Source organism: Burkholderia sp. Se-20373 (assembly GCF_017104705.1).
In the GTDB taxonomy this organism is placed as follows: domain Bacteria; phylum Pseudomonadota; class Gammaproteobacteria; order Burkholderiales; family Burkholderiaceae; genus Burkholderia.
In genome coordinates, this window is record NZ_JAAGPH010000091.1 from 1 (window position 1) to 13,522 (window position 13,522).

The following is a 13,522-nucleotide window of genomic DNA, read 5'->3' on the forward strand; positions in this document are numbered from 1 at the left end:
TTCGAGACGAGGCCAGTAACCGGAGCGAGCGGGCCGCTGCCGCCGCCTGCAGCGCCGCCAAGTGCGCCCGTGACCGTGGAGACGAGGCCGGTGACCGGGGCGAGCGGGCCGCTGCCGCCGCCTGCCGCGCCGCCGAGTGCGCCCGTGACCGTCGAGACGAGGCCGGTAACCGGGGCGAGCTGGCCGCTGCCGCCGCCTGCTGCGCCGCCGAGCGCACCCGTGACCGTGGAGACGAGGCCGGTGACCGGGGCGAGCGGGCTGCTGGCGCCACCCGTCGCGCCGCCGAGCGTGCCCGTGACCGTCGTGAGGAGCCCCGTGAGCGGTGCGAGCGGGTTGGTCACGCCGCCGGTGCCGCCCGTGAGCAGGCCGCCGACGGCCTTCACGGTGTTGCCCGTCGACGAGACCGTGTTGCCAAGGCCGGTCGTGACAGGGTTGCCGCCCGCCGACGCGAGCAGGGCGCCAGCCTGGTTCAGGCCATTGCCGACCGTGCCGAGCAGCGTGTTGACGGGCGCACCCAGGCCGGTCGCGGTGCCGATCGTCTGGGTCGTCTGGCCGACCATCGTCGTGATCGGCGTGATGGCCGAGCTGACCGTCTGCGTGACTTGCTGGATCGGGCCGGTCGACAGCGCGTTGGTGAGGGTGGTGCCGCCGTTCGCTACGGCGCCGCCGAGCGTCGACACGAGGCCGCCGACGGCGCCCGTGACCGGTGCCAGCGGCGTCAGCGGGCCGCTGCCGAGGCTCGAGACCAGGTTGCCCGTCTGCGTGACCGCGCCGCCGAGCTGGTTGACCACGCCGCCCGTGCTGGCGAGCGTGGTGCCGAGCGGATCCTTCGTCGCGCCAAGCTGGCCGAGACCGTTGCCAAGGCCGTTGCCCAGTGCGGTCACGGCGCCGCCAACGCTCTGCACGATGCCGCCCGCGGCTTGCGTGGTGGCCGGGTTGACACCTGGCAGCGACTGGTTGGCGATGACGGATCCGAGGCCCGAGACGGTTCCACCGGCGCTCGTGATGATGTTGCTGCTGCTTGCGAGGACAGTTCCCACTGGGTTCGACGACACACCCGAGGTGCCGCTCGTGCCCGACGTACCGCTGGTGCCGGAGGTACCGCTCGTGCCCGAGGTGCCGGAGGTACCGCTCGTACCGGACGTACCGCTGGTCCCCGAGGTACCGCTGGTGCCGCTGGTGCCGCTCGTGCCCGAAGTACCGCTCGTGCCGGAGGTGGAGATCGTATCGCCGCCGCCCGAGCTCGAGCCGCCGCCGAGGCCCTGGCTGATGGAGCCGGAACCGCCGCACGCGGAGAGGGAAAGCATGGCTGCAACGGTGGCCGCGATCAGAGTCGTCCGGAACATGCCATGGGGGATAACCTTAATGTCCATTTCGTCCTCGCATTAAAAATGTGTTGTGAACTTCGTTGTGTTGAGTGGTGCGCGGACTACTCTGCAACTGTCGTGCCATTTCGATGCTCGACGGTTCGACAACAGGTTTTAAACGGGGCAATTCCTTGTCGGAAAAGGAGGTTATGGAAATTGAAAGATTGTTGAATCTGTTTAAGGACAGACGAATGAGAACGGTTTCGCGCGTTTCGTAACGTAACGTCACAACATTGGCGTTACGCGTGCGGCGTAACGTGGGGGGACGCGCAGGCTTGGTGGACGAGGCAATTGTTTTACTGGTGGATTAGGTGTGCACATCTAACCTATCGTAAATCCTATGTGTAAGTCGTACCGAAACGCCGTACAAATATGTTGTGCTCCTGGTCATTTTTTCGATCCGTGTCGTTAAAAGAGGTTGGAATTTAAATGGGATCGGATATAGAATCGGCAGCAGATGTAAGCAAATGTACGGTTCGGTACACAACGTTCGAGGAGGGTCACTATCGCGAATGTTAACTTGCATCAAATGTTGAGCCATGCCCCTCAGGGCAATCTATAAAGAAAGTGCACCCGGTTGTCGCTACAGCAGATGTGGCGAACAGCGTGGGGCAACCGGCCAGATATGCGGGGACGTACACGTATAAAAGGCCAAAGAACGTAAATACAGGCACGAGGAATAAAATGAAAGCAATGATGATTCGCTTCCTTCGGGAAGAAGACGGGGTTACCGCGATCGAGTATGGTCTGATTGCGGGTCTGATTGCGGCCTTGATCATCGGTAGCGTCACCACTATCGGTACCAAGATCTCGGCGCTGTTCACCACGATTGCCAATACGTTGCCGACCGGCTGATCCTCGGTAGTTCGATGGGTGGCGAGCGGTCCGTTTTCGCGGCCCGCTCGCCCTTACGTCGACATGGTCGGTCGATCGCGATATGGCACATCTTCTCAGCACCAGCATTTTTTTTGCCTGGGCGACGCTCGTTGCCGCCGGTGATATTCGATTTCGGCTTGTTCGAAATACGCTTGTCGTCGTCGGACTCTTGGCGGCGCTTGCCAGTGCATTGGCCAATGCAAATCCGTTTGGTATTTCAGTCGAGCAGGCATTGATCGGCATGCTCGTCGGATTCGTGAGCTTTTTCCCGCTTTTTGCATTTCGCGTGATGGGCGCGGCGGACGTGAAGGTGTTCGCGGTTCTCGGCGCGTGGTGCGGTTTGTCGATACTGCCGTGGCTGTGGGTTGTCGCCAGCCTGGTGGCCGGTATACATGTCCTCGCGCTGATGACGCTGTCCCATACGCCGCTGGGCGCGCTGTGGTCGCGCGGTTCGCCGACGTTCGCGCTCGGTGCGCGGCGGGCGACGCCCTACGCGGCCTGTCTCGTCGCGCCTGCAGCGATATGGTTGGCCTATCTCGTCGTGACCGGGGGGGTGCAATGAAGCGACAGTGCCAGCCGCGGTCGTGGCGGCGTCAGCAGGGGGCGACGGCGGTCGAGTTCGCGCTGGTGTTTCCGCTGTTCTTCCTGATCATGTACGCGATCGTGACGTACGGGCTGATCTTCGCCGTTCAGCAGGGCTTGACGCTCGCGGCGACCGAAGGCGCGCGTACGGCGCTGAATTATGTCTACGAGTCCAACGGGTCGGGGGCGCAGGCGCTGACGGACCGTGCGAAGGCGGCACAGTCGACGGCGGTCGGGCTCACGACGTGGCTGGCCAACGTTCAGATTCCGACGCCGGTGTCGGGGGCATGCAGTTACGACGCAACCATGTATTGCGTGACGGTCACGGTGACGTACCCGTACAAGACCAACCCGCTGGTTCCGTCGCTGCCCCTGCTCGGACTCGTTACGCCGACGCAGTTGACCGGCACGGCAACCGTGCAGATCAACCCGGCCACCATTTTATGAAACGGACGCCGGACAGCGCGCGGTAACAGGTGCAAGCGGCGTTCGCATATCGACATAACAACATTTACGGCACTCGACATTCACCATGGGCAACAACTTGACGAAGATCATCGCCGGGCTGCTGATTGCGCTCGCCGTGCTGCTCGGGATCTATGCGTGGATGCTCGGCCGCGCGCCGGCCCATCCGCCGGCCGCGGCGCCCGCCGTGGCAATGGTGCAGACGGTGCCGGTGGTCGTGGCGACGCGCCTGTTGCCGGCCGGTCAACCGATTCCGGCCGATGCCCTGAAGCTTGCGTCGGCGCCCATGATGCCGACCGGCGGCTTCAGCGATCCGTCGCTGCCCGTCGGTCGTATTCCGGCGAACGACATTCTTGCCGCCGCGCCGGTCGTCGAGGGCGGCTTGACGTCGGGGCTGGCGAACCAGGTGGCGCCCGGCGAACGGGCGGTGGCCATCAAGGTCGACGAGACGAATGCGGTCGGAAACCGGTTGCGCCCCGGCAACTTTGTCGACGTGTTCCTGAATTTGCGGCGCGACAACTCGGGGATGGCGCAAACCGGCTCGGAAATTCCCAATTCACAGGCGCGATTGCTGATGTCGAAGCTGCGGATCCTGTCGTTCGGCGACGCGACGCCCGATCGTGACGGCAGCGGCGGCCCGGGCGGCGCGGTACGGACCGCCGTGCTCGCCGTGCCGACGGCACAGGTCGATGCGCTGACGCTCGCGGAAGCAAGCGGCCGGCTGACGCTGGCACTGCGCAATCCGCGCGATGACGAAGTCGCGACGCAGACGGTCGCGATCCGCACGGCCGGTGACCTGACGCCTTCCGGGCAGGCGGCCGCCGGCGTGTGGCTCGATGAACTTTCAGGCGGGCGGGCACGCAATACGCCCCGCGTGCAGGCGCCGGCGCGTGCGCCGCGCGCACCGATCGTCGCGCGCGAAGGCGGGAGCAGTATTGAAGTGATTCGGGGTGGGCGAACCGAAACGGTCGCTTATTGACAACCTAAACACGGTCATCGACAGCAGTAACGGAAGGGAGAAGGCCGTATGACGGTCTCCGACACAATGACAAAAAAACTGATTGCATACGCGATTGCCATCTGGGCCATGACCTTCGCCGTGTTGTCCGGGGCCGCCGGCACAAACGGGTCGATCGATCTGGCGGTCGGCTCGCAGCGACAGGTCGCTACCGGCCGCACGCTGCAGCGGATCGCGGTGGGCGATCCGTCGGTCGTCGACGTGCTGGTCATGAAGGGCAGTCGCGCCGGCAATGTGCTGCTGGTTGCGAAGGCGCCGGGTTCGACGAATGTGATGCTGTGGGAGCGCGGTCGCGACGAGCCGACCGTGTGGAACGTCAATGTCGTCGATGCAGCCGCACAGGCCGTGCTGGACGGCGCGGGACCGTCCGTGAAGGCGTATGGCGGCGCGGCAGTCGTGTCGGGCGCGGCAGCCTCGCTTGACGCGCACGAGCGGGCAGTTGCCGTCGGCAAGCGGATGGGCGGCAAGGATGCGGCGGTGATTGATGCGTCGACGGTCGGCAATCGGAACGTCGTGCAAGTCGACGTCCGGGTCGTCGAATTCAGCCGTTCGGTGCTGAAGGAAGCGGGGCTGAATTTCTTCAAGCAGAGCAACGGATTCGCTTTCGGCGCATTTTCGCCGGGCGGTCTCCAGTCGGTGACTGGCGGGGGGACGGGGGCATTCCAGGCGACGGGCGGCATTCCGATCGCGTCCGCGTTCAACCTGGTGGTGAATTCGGCGGGGCGCGGCATCTTCGGCAATATTTCGATTCTCGAGGCGAACAATCTGGCCCGTGTGCTCGCGCAGCCGACCCTCGTGGCGTTGTCCGGGCAGAGCGCCAGCTTTCTCGCCGGTGGCGAAATTCCCGTGCCGGTGCCGCAGGCGCTCGGTTCGACGGCGATCGACTGGAAGCAGTACGGCGTCGGCCTGACCCTGACGCCGACCGTGCTGAGCCAGCGCCGCATCGCACTCAAGGTGGCACCCGAATCGAGCCAGCTCGACTTCCAGCATGGCGTCACGATCAACAGCGTCTCGGTGCCGGCGATCACGACTCGCCGCGCAGACACCACGGTCGAGCTCGGCGACGGGGAAAGCTTCGTGATCGGCGGCCTGATCGACCGCGAAACGATGTCGAACATCAACAAGGTGCCGGTCCTGGGCGACCTGCCGATCATCGGCGCCTTCTTCAAGTCGCTGAACTATCAGCAGAACGACAAGGAACTGGTGATCATCGTGACGCCGCATCTCGTTGCGCCGATCGCGAAGGGCGCGCCGTTGCCGACCACGCCGGGCGAACTGTCCGAACAGCGCGATGGTCCGGTGTGGCGGTCGTATCTTGGCGGTATCGCATCACCCGATGCGGCGCCGGGATTTTCGAAATGAATGCGGGACGAGATGTCGCGCGTTATGTAACCGGGGGTGTTCAACATGAACGCGAGAACCCTGTCGTTGGCTGAGCCTGCCGTGACCGATTATTTCGTGTGCGCATCGCAGCAGGACGAGCATGCCCGCTGGCTGGGCGAGACACTCGTGTCGGCAGGCACGGTGGAAGCCTTGTCGCTCGAACCGGGCGCGCTGAGCCAGCGCATCACGGGGCTCAACCCCGCGATCGTCTTCATCGATTTTTCCCGTGCGCACAGCGCGGCGAGCGCGGCCGCGGCTGCCGTACGGCTGGCCCATCCGGGCCTGCCGGTCGTCGCGCTCGGTACGCTCTCGGAGCCGGAAAGCGCGCTGGCCGCACTGCGCGCCGGCGTACGCGATTTCATCGACGTGTCCGGGAGTGCAGAGGATGCGTTGCGGATCACCCGCGGGTTGCTGGAGCATACCGGCACCGAGCCGGCCAACCGGCACGGCAAAGTCGTCGCGTTGCTCGGCGCACGCGCCGGGATGGGCGTCAGCACGCTCGCCTCGAATCTGTCCGTGTGGCTGCACAAGCGCATGGGTTCGGCCGACCCGGAAGGCGGCACGCCTGCATTCGGCGTCGCCGCCCCTCACGCGCGGCAGACGGCGCTGGTCGATCTCGGGCTTCCCGCGGGCGACAGTGCGCTGTTCCTCAACACACGCTGCGAATTCCATTTCGTCGAAGCCGTGCGCAACCTGCGGCGCATCGACCGGACGTTCGTCAATACCGCGCTGACGCGCCACGCGAGCGGCGTCGCGCTGACCACGTTGCCGCCCAATCTCGCCGACCTGCGCGACGTGTCGTACGCCGCATGCGTCGGGCTGTTGAACCGGCTGCGAGCGTTCTTCGACCAGCAAATCATTGATCTCGGCGGATTCACGAACCATGAATTCGTTGCGCAGATCACGGCGGTGGCCGACGAGGCGTGGCTCGTGTGCGACCAGGGCGTCGCATCGATCGTCTCGGCGGTCGACCTGCTGGAAGGGCTGCGCGACGCGGGCGTCGACATCGGCAAGATTCGTCTCGTCGTCAACCAGTACGACGCGACGCTGAGCCTGACGCCGGCCCAGATCGCGGAACGGCTCGGCATTTCGCACCTGGCGACGCTGCCGGCGCGTCGCGTGGCGATCGGCCAGGCGGCCAACCAGGGGCGGCTGATCGTCGATACGGCCGAACGCGATCCGTATGTGCGTGCCCTCGAGCCGCTCGCAGATCGACTGGCCGGCCCGATTTCCGCGGGCCAGCGCAGCGCATTGGGCTTGTCCGCCCTGAAGCGTTTCATTCAACCTTCGTCCAGGCGATCGTAAGCGATGGCACACGACATCCAATTTGCCGACGGCGCAGCGCCGTTCTCCCAGTCGCAGCAGTTTCACGACATCAAGAATGCCGCGCACGAGCATCTGCTGACGCGCATCGAGGAACTCGGCGCCGAATTCGGCCGTTGGTCGCGCCAGGCGATCAACCAGTTCGTCGATCTGGAAATCGACAGCTTCGTGCGTCTGCGGCGCATTCCCCTGAACGAGACCGAGGTCAGGGCGATTGCGGAGGCGCTGACGAAAGAGCTCGCCGGGTTCGGTCCGATCGAGGACCTGCTCGCCGATCCGCACGTCGAGGATATCCTGATCAACGGCTACAACGACATCTACGTGTCGCGCCACGGGATCCTGGCGAAGCTGCCGATCCGTTTCACCGACAACGCGCACCTGCTGCGGATCGTGCGCCGCATCCTCGCGCCGATCGGCCGACGTCTCGATGAATCGAACCCGATGGTCGACGCGCGGCTGCCGGACGGCGGGCGCGTCAACGTCGTGATCGAGCCGCTGTCGATCGACGGGCCGGTCGTCTCGATCCGGAAATTCCGCAAGGACCCGCTGAAGCCGGCCGACCTGCTCGCCAACGGCACGTTCAATACGGAAATCGGTACGTTGCTGGAAGCGGCGGTCGAGGCGCGCTGCAACGTCCTCGTGTCGGGCGGCACGAGTTCCGGCAAGACGTCGCTGCTCAATGCGCTCGCGTTTCACATTCCCGAGCACGAGCGGGTCGTGACGATCGAGGACACGGCCGAGCTTTCGCTGAATCACCCCCATGTCGTGCGTCTCGAGAGCCGCCCGGGCGGCTTCGACGGCAACGGCGTCGTGACGATCCGCGATCTGCTGCGCAATACGCTGCGGATGCGGCCGGATCGCATCATCGTCGGCGAAGTGCGCGGCGGCGAGGTGCTCGAGATGCTGCAGGCGATGAATACGGGGCACGACGGATCGATGGGTACCGTCCACGCGAGTTCGCCGCGCGAGTGTCTGTATCGCCTCGAGATGCTGGCCGGTTTCGCGGGTTTCCAGGGAACGGAATCGAGCCTGCGCCGGCAGATCGCGAATGCCATCGATTTCATCGTGCAGATCGGCCGGCTATCGAACGGCCGGCGCCGGATTCTTTCGGTTACCGAAGTGACCGGACTGTCCGACAACATCATCGCGACCCAGGAACTGTATCGCTACGAGGCGCGCGTGACGCCCGAGGGCGAAGAGGTCGACAACTGGGAGTCGCTCGGCATTCATCCGCATTCGCCGAAGCTCGCACGCTTCCGCCAGTCGCTGCAGGCCGCCGGCTTCGGCGGCAGCGGCGGAAGTGGTTTCGGTGGCGGATTCGGGCGCGGGGGCGGGGGCTTCAATGTATAGCCTGATGGCCGGCGTGCTTGCAATGGCACTGCTTTGCGTGGCCGCCGCGTTGATGTTGTGGCGGCATGGCGAGGCGAAACGCGGCCGAGCCGACGTGCAGCGCTTCATCGACAGCCGCATCGAGCCGGCCGCGCGGGCGGCGGGTGCGATTCAGCGCGACGCGCGGCCGGCCCCGAACGTCGCCCCCGCGCCCGGCGCGGCGCGCGCGCAATCCGCCGCGCCGGCTTCGCGCTGGGCACACTGGCGCGAGATCGCGACGGAGTACCTCGCCAACCTGGCGAGTCGTGCAGGGATCGAGGATGCACGCGGCAAGGCGCTTCTCGCGCTACTGGGATTGGCCGCGGTCGGGCTCGTGGCCGGTAACCGGGGCGGCTGGCTCGCTTGTATCGCCGCGCTCGTGTGCGGCGCGTCGCTGCTCGTGTTCTGGCTCGTGTCCCGCATTCAGCGGCGGCGCCTGACGATCGTGCGCCAGTTGCCGTCGTTTCTCGACGGCATCGTGCGTCTCGTCACGCTCGGCAACAGCGTGCCGGCGGCGTTCCAGGCTGCGCTGCTGACGACGGAGGCGCCGTTGCGCGGGTGTCTGGACCACGTATCGCGGATGTTGCGCACCGGGGTCGAGATCGACCGTGCGATGGGGCATATCGCGAGCGTCTATCAGACCAAGGAGTTCGAGCTGGTCGGTTCGGTGCTGCGGCTCTCGGTCCGGTACGGCGGCCGCGCCGACGTCATGCTCGACCGGATGTCGACGTTCATGCGCGACCTCGAGCAGGCCGAGCGGGAGCTGGCGGCGATGTCGTCGGAGACGCGGTTGTCCGCGTGGGTGCTGGTCATGTTGCCGATTGCGATCGGCAGTTTCGTGATCGCGACGAATCCGCTCTATCTCCAGTCGATGTGGAACGACTACACGGGACGTCAGCTGTTGTTCGTCGCCTTCATGCTGCAGTTCGCGGGCGGGATCTGGTTGTACCACATGGCCAAGCTCAGGTGACGGCATGACAGCCAATCAACTCGGTTCGCTCGCACTGGCTCTCGGCGCACTCGGCGTCGTGCTGCTGGCATGGCTCGCGGTGCGCCGCGCGGGGGCGCAGACGCGCAGCGATCGCACGCTGGCCAGCGCGCTCGAGCGGCGCACCGCGACGCTCGAGGCAGCGGGCGCACGGACCGCCCAGCAGTCCGATGAATCCCGGCCGAATCCGGTCGGGCGCGATGCCGGCGCCAGGCCGTCGTTCGTCGTGCAATGGCTGGACCGCCTGTCGATGGTCGGGACGCGCCTGCTCGATACCCGTCTGGGACGGTATCTCGTCGCCGACGAAGATCGGCTGTTGCTGGAGCAGTGCGGCTACGCCGATACGCGTACCCGCGGGCTGTTCCTGAGCGCGCGGCTCGCCTGCTCGATCGTCGTGCCGTTGCTTTTCCTCGTGCTGATGGGCGCGCAGCTGACCGGCGCGCAATGGCGGGCCGGCGGGGGCATCGCGCTTGTCACCGGCTTCATGTTGCCGAAGCTCTACCTGCGACGTCGTGCTGCACAGCGCCGGCAATCGGTGATCGACGAACTGCCGCTGCTGGTCGACATGCTTCGCTTGCTGCAGGGTGTCGGATTGTCGCTCGACCAGAGCATCCAGGTCGTGACGAACGACTTCAAGGGAATGATGCCCGTGCTGTCGCTGGAAATGGAAATCGCCCAGCGGCAATTCGCTGCCGGCCGGACGCGCGAGCAATCGCTGCAGCGGCTGTCGTCCGGTTTCGAGAACGAGGATCTGCGTGCGATCGTGCGGCTGCTGATCCAGGTCGACAAACACGGCGGCGCGGTACAGGAGCCGCTCAAGCAGTTCGGTGACCGGTTGCGCGAGGCGCGCCGCGCGATGCTGCGTGAACGGATCGGCAAGCTGACGGTGAAGATGACGGGCGTGATGATCCTGACGTTGCTGCCGGCGCTGCTGATCGTGACGGCCGGGCCGGGAATGATCTCGGTGTTGCGCGCGCTGAGCCAGGCGCAGCCCTGATGCCGGGAAGCCAAGGAAGCAAGATGAGACGCATCGATGAAATCGTGAAAGTGGCCGGCGTGCTGGCGATGGTGGGCCTGCTCGGCGCGTGCTCGGCGTTCAAGGAAAGCGGGTACGGCGTCGGCCCGCAGGCCGAGCGCGCCGCGCTGATGGACGCGGCGGCGCAGAAGCAGGCGGCGCCGGATACGCCCGGCATGTATCTCGGCCTGATCGAGCGGATGCAGTCGCAAGGGCTGTATTACGCGTCGCTGGCGCATATCGACGCATACGAAAAACAGTACGGCGCATCGCCGCAGACGATCCTGCTGCGCGCCGATGCGTTGCGCATGACGGACCAGCCCGCCGCGAGCGCCGCGGTGTATACGCAGCTGCTCAACACGGCGCTCGCCGCGCGCGGCTATCGCGGTCTCGGGCTGATTGCCGGCGGCGCGGGCGATTTTCCGCGTGCCGCGCAGGCGCTGTCGCAGGCCACCGTGCTGGCGCCGACCGATGCGTCGACGCTTTCGGATCTCGCCTACGCGAAGCTGCGCTGCGGCGATGTCGACGGGGCGCGCATTCCATTGATGAAGGCTGCGGAGCTCGATCAGAGCAATCCGAAGATCATCAGCAACCTGGTGCTGTACCTGCTTGCATCCGGCCGGACCCACGATGCGCAGAAGCTGATGGCGCAGCAGAAGCTGTCGACGGACGTTCGCAACGACATCCGCAACGACGCGACGAGGATCACCGCGGCGGCCCGCACGTGGCGTCGCGCGTCCCAGGCGCCGGCTGCGGCGTCGGTTTCCACGCCGATCGGTTCGGGGAGCGTGGTCGACGTATCGGGCTCGGATGTCGCGAAGCGTCCGTCCCCGGTGGCGAACATCCAGGGATTCGATCCGACTGCGCCGCTGCTGCAGCGGTTTGCACAATGAAAAAAGGCATTGGGGAGAACTGACATGACGAACAACACGAATCCCGGTCGCGTGGCACGCGTGTGCCAGGGTGTCGCGCTTCTCGTGCTCATGGGGGCCGCTACCGCGGCGTATAGCGATCAGCCGGCGCCCGATGCGTCGGAAATCGGTCATGCAACGAACGCACTGCTGGCATTCCAGCGTGACGGACGTGCGGCCGGGCCGGCGTTGCCGGTACTGGGCGATACCGCGTCGCTGTCCTATCAGCGTTATCTCGAATCGTTCAAGCACAAGATTCCGGAATCGATGGGGTCGCCGGTCAGCTCGAGCGGCAACGGATCGTCCGGTGGGCAGGGTTCATCGCAATCGTATTGAGCGGAGCCGCGATGAGCATTGCTCGACATGCATCGAACCGGATGGCCGGACCCGGTCGCGCGTCGCCGCGGCGGCAGCGGGGGTCGGTCGTCGTCACGGCGGCCGTGTGGATCCTGCTGTCGATGGTGATTCTCGGTTCGGTCGATATCGGCAACGTCTTTTTCACGCGCCGCGACATGCAGCGCGTGGCCGATCTTGCTGCGCTCGCCGCGGTTCAGAAGCTGGACGACACGTGTGCGAACGTGACCTCCGTGGCCACGAGCAACGCCACGACGAACGGCTTCACGCTGGACGGCAGCGGCACCACGTCGCTGTCGGCCGAATGCGGTTACTGGGCGCCGTCGGCGACCGGGACGGCGAGTTCCTTCTATTCGTCGAAATCGACGGTGCCGCTCGCGACGCAGTTGAATGCCGTGCGGGTGACGGTCTCCAAGACGCTGCCGTATTTCTTCTTCGGGCCGACCCGCACCGTGACCGCCACGTCGACCGCGAAGGCAACCAACATCGATACCTTCTCGATCGGCGCGACGCTGGCCGCGGTGGGCGGTGTCGGCTGCTCGGGCGCGCCGAGCGGGAACCCCGGCCTGGTGAACGCGCTGCTGGGCTCGTTGTTGCAGGGGCAGGGCGGCACGCCGCTGAACCTCAATCTCGTGTCCTACCAGGGGCTCGCCTGTGCGAACGTCAAGCTCGGCGACATCGCCGTCGCGCTGCAGTCGCTGTCGGTCGGCAACGGTACGATCGGCGGGCTGGTCAATGCCAACGCGTCGGTCGGCACGTTGCTCAACGCGATGGTGGCGGCCGTCAACAAGACGACCACGCTGGGTACGACGCTGCAGACCAGCGCAACCGGCGCACTGACCACCCTCGCCAACCTGAACCTGCTCAGCAACACGGCGCTCAAGGTCGCCAGCCTGACCGGACAGGGCGCCACGTCGCTGCTGACGCTGGGCCTCGCGAACACGCAGGCGGCGGCCGACGCGACCGTGAACGTGCTCGACCTCGTGATGGCGATGGCGCAGATCTCGCAGGCCGGCAAGCCGGGCGTGGTGATCGGCGCCAACGTGCCGCTGACGCTGCCGAACGGCAACTCGGTATCGATCGTCCAGTTGCAGGCGCAGGTCATCAGCCCGCCGACCATTGCGGTCGGTGAAGGCGGGAAGGACAAGAACGGTGCGTGGCGGACGGTTGCGACGAACGCGCAGGTCGGCCTGTATCTCGTCGTCAACCTGGGCGTGAACCCGCTGCCGGTCGTGGTGTCCGCGAACGTGTATCTGCCGCTTTACGTGCAGCTGGGTGCCGGCAGTGCGACGCTGCTGTCGACCAACTGCCTGACATCGCCGAATTCCGCGACGATCACCGCGCAGCCGAGCGTCGCCAATCTCTGCATCGGCCAGCCGCCGCTCACGGCCGGCAATCTGCTGAACCTGCCGGCGAACTACAGTTGCTCGACGCCGGCCAAGGTGCTCGACGTGCTGGTTCTGGCCGGCGCCGTCGAGGTGTCCGCGACCGTTTCCAACGTGTCGGTGAATCTGGCCGGCAGCCCCGCAACCAACACGTTCTACGGGCGGGGCGGCAGCGATCCGTCGTACTACTGGACAACCAATACGAACGCGCTGGGTTCGGCCGTGAACAACGCGCTGACGGGATTGCAAAACGCCCAGATCACACCGACCGTGAGTCTGCTGTTCGGGATCGTCACGGTCACGATTCCGCCGAATTTCATTTCATCGCTGTTGTCGGTCCTGACCACCGTGCTGAGCCCGCTTTTGACCGCGCTCGACGGTATCATCGATCCGTTGCTGGACTTGCTCGGTGTCCAGCTCGGTGCCGCCACGGTGCATCAGATGTCGCTGACCTGCGGCGTCGCGCAAACAGTCAGCAATTAGAGAA

13 protein-coding genes are annotated in these 13,522 nt (G+C 65.8%); 12 read left to right on the plus strand and 1 reads right to left on the minus strand.

Annotated features, from left to right (window positions below; all coding sequences use genetic code 11):
* On the minus strand, positions 1 to 1,373 hold a 1,373-nt coding region (locus tag G3N96_RS25475; protein ID WP_206138897.1), incomplete at its 3' end, for a collagen-like triple helix repeat-containing protein.
* A gap of 678 nt (positions 1,374 to 2,051) precedes the next feature.
* On the opposite strand from G3N96_RS25475, the gene G3N96_RS25480 reads away from it, so the two are divergent.
* From G3N96_RS25480 to G3N96_RS25535, 12 genes are all read left to right on the plus strand, one after another.
* Positions 2,052 to 2,222, plus strand: a complete 171-nt coding sequence (locus tag G3N96_RS25480; RefSeq protein ID WP_089472660.1) for a Flp family type IVb pilin — start codon at positions 2,052 to 2,054, stop codon at positions 2,220 to 2,222.
* Positions 2,223 to 2,304: 82 nt separating this feature from the next.
* Complete coding sequence (locus tag G3N96_RS25485; protein ID WP_124575696.1) at positions 2,305 to 2,805, plus strand: prepilin peptidase; 501 nt, start codon at positions 2,305 to 2,307, stop codon at positions 2,803 to 2,805.
* Positions 2,802 to 3,272, plus strand: coding sequence for a TadE/TadG family type IV pilus assembly protein (locus G3N96_RS25490; protein ID WP_124575695.1), 471 nt, complete (start codon positions 2,802 to 2,804; stop codon positions 3,270 to 3,272). Before G3N96_RS25485 ends, G3N96_RS25490 begins: the two co-directional genes overlap by 4 nt.
* A gap of 85 nt (positions 3,273 to 3,357) precedes the next feature.
* Positions 3,358 to 4,269 carry a Flp pilus assembly protein CpaB gene (gene cpaB, locus G3N96_RS25495; protein ID WP_124575694.1) on the plus strand — a complete coding sequence of 304 codons (912 nt, stop codon included), beginning with the start codon at positions 3,358 to 3,360 and terminating at the stop codon, positions 4,267 to 4,269.
* Between the two features lie 66 nt (positions 4,270 to 4,335).
* On the plus strand, positions 4,336 to 5,670 hold the full coding sequence (locus tag G3N96_RS25500; RefSeq protein WP_124575693.1) for a type II and III secretion system protein family protein: 1,335 nt from the start codon (positions 4,336 to 4,338) through the stop codon (positions 5,668 to 5,670).
* 45 nt (positions 5,671 to 5,715) lie between these two features.
* Positions 5,716 to 6,996, plus strand: coding sequence for a fimbrial protein (locus G3N96_RS25505; RefSeq protein ID WP_124575692.1), 1,281 nt, complete (start codon positions 5,716 to 5,718; stop codon positions 6,994 to 6,996).
* Between the two features lie 3 nt (positions 6,997 to 6,999).
* Positions 7,000 to 8,364 carry a CpaF family protein gene (locus tag G3N96_RS25510; RefSeq protein ID WP_089494727.1) on the plus strand — a complete coding sequence of 455 codons (1,365 nt, stop codon included), beginning with the start codon at positions 7,000 to 7,002 and terminating at the stop codon, positions 8,362 to 8,364.
* Positions 8,357 to 9,352 carry a type II secretion system F family protein gene (locus G3N96_RS25515; RefSeq protein ID WP_185634083.1) on the plus strand — a complete coding sequence of 332 codons (996 nt, stop codon included), beginning with the start codon at positions 8,357 to 8,359 and terminating at the stop codon, positions 9,350 to 9,352. The genes G3N96_RS25510 and G3N96_RS25515 overlap by 8 nt, the downstream gene beginning before the upstream one ends.
* Positions 9,353 to 9,356: 4 nt before the next feature.
* A complete protein-coding gene (locus G3N96_RS25520) occupies positions 9,357 to 10,367 on the plus strand; it encodes a type II secretion system F family protein (RefSeq protein ID WP_124575691.1) in 1,011 nt (336 codons plus the stop codon).
* A gap of 23 nt (positions 10,368 to 10,390) precedes the next feature.
* The gene (locus G3N96_RS25525; protein WP_206138898.1) at positions 10,391 to 11,278 is read left to right on the plus strand and encodes a pilus assembly protein; all 888 of its coding nucleotides are present in this window, start codon (positions 10,391 to 10,393) and stop codon (positions 11,276 to 11,278) included.
* A gap of 24 nt (positions 11,279 to 11,302) precedes the next feature.
* Positions 11,303 to 11,632: a DUF3613 domain-containing protein gene (locus tag G3N96_RS25530; protein WP_124575689.1), complete on the plus strand. Its 330-nt coding sequence runs from the start codon at positions 11,303 to 11,305 to the stop codon at positions 11,630 to 11,632.
* An 11-nt stretch (positions 11,633 to 11,643) separates the two neighbouring features.
* Complete coding sequence (locus G3N96_RS25535; protein ID WP_206138899.1) at positions 11,644 to 13,518, plus strand: TadG family pilus assembly protein; 1,875 nt, start codon at positions 11,644 to 11,646, stop codon at positions 13,516 to 13,518.
* Positions 13,519 to 13,522: the final 4 nt, after the last annotated feature.

Bases quoted from the DNA above. Each gene is read 5' to 3' on its own strand.
- G3N96_RS25480 (WP_089472660.1), top strand. From the start codon at position 2,052: ATGAAAGCAATGATGATTCGCTTCCTTCGGGAAGAAGACGGGGTTACC.
- G3N96_RS25485 (WP_124575696.1), top strand. From the start codon at position 2,305: ATGGCACATCTTCTCAGCACCAGCATTTTTTTTGCCTGGGCGACGCTC.
- G3N96_RS25490 (WP_124575695.1), top strand. From the start codon at position 2,802: ATGAAGCGACAGTGCCAGCCGCGGTCGTGGCGGCGTCAGCAGGGGGCG.
- cpaB (WP_124575694.1), top strand. From the start codon at position 3,358: ATGGGCAACAACTTGACGAAGATCATCGCCGGGCTGCTGATTGCGCTC.
- G3N96_RS25500 (WP_124575693.1), top strand. From the start codon at position 4,336: ATGACAAAAAAACTGATTGCATACGCGATTGCCATCTGGGCCATGACC.
- G3N96_RS25505 (WP_124575692.1), top strand. From the start codon at position 5,716: ATGAACGCGAGAACCCTGTCGTTGGCTGAGCCTGCCGTGACCGATTAT.
- G3N96_RS25510 (WP_089494727.1), top strand. From the start codon at position 7,000: ATGGCACACGACATCCAATTTGCCGACGGCGCAGCGCCGTTCTCCCAG.
- G3N96_RS25515 (WP_185634083.1), top strand. From the start codon at position 8,357: ATGTATAGCCTGATGGCCGGCGTGCTTGCAATGGCACTGCTTTGCGTG.
- G3N96_RS25520 (WP_124575691.1), top strand. From the start codon at position 9,357: ATGACAGCCAATCAACTCGGTTCGCTCGCACTGGCTCTCGGCGCACTC.
- G3N96_RS25525 (WP_206138898.1), top strand. From the start codon at position 10,391: ATGAGACGCATCGATGAAATCGTGAAAGTGGCCGGCGTGCTGGCGATG.
- G3N96_RS25530 (WP_124575689.1), top strand. From the start codon at position 11,303: ATGACGAACAACACGAATCCCGGTCGCGTGGCACGCGTGTGCCAGGGT.
- G3N96_RS25535 (WP_206138899.1), top strand. From the start codon at position 11,644: ATGAGCATTGCTCGACATGCATCGAACCGGATGGCCGGACCCGGTCGC.